We start from the raw sequence: 249 nt of genomic DNA on the forward strand, positions 1-249 counted from the left end.
GTGCCTGCGAGTTGATCCCTGCGACAAAATCAACTTGCCTGAAGAGGGACTTGATATTGAAGTCCTCAATGAAAACTAGTCGATCATTGGCTGTTGTGATACTTGGTGATGTGTTGAATTCTTTACACAAAGTATCAAGTGTAAGCGGGGACTGAATATTTTTCTTCTTTCGCTCCCACGGATGTGCCTTGAATATAATATTCAGATCGGTGCGGGTTAGAAGTTTTTTGATAAGCTCTATGTAAAAGG

At 41.0% G+C, this 249-nt stretch carries 1 protein-coding gene; it reads right to left on the bottom strand.

What is annotated here, in order from left to right; genetic code table 11:
- A partial coding sequence (locus FQ664_RS26550) for a capsular polysaccharide export protein, LipB/KpsS family (RefSeq protein ID WP_474707160.1) occupies positions 1-241 on the bottom strand: 241 nt, incomplete at its 3' end.
- Between the last annotated feature and the right edge of the window lie 8 nt (positions 242-249).

It is taken from the genome of Pseudomonas persica (assembly GCF_900291015.1).
Classification (GTDB): domain Bacteria; phylum Pseudomonadota; class Gammaproteobacteria; order Pseudomonadales; family Pseudomonadaceae; genus Aquipseudomonas.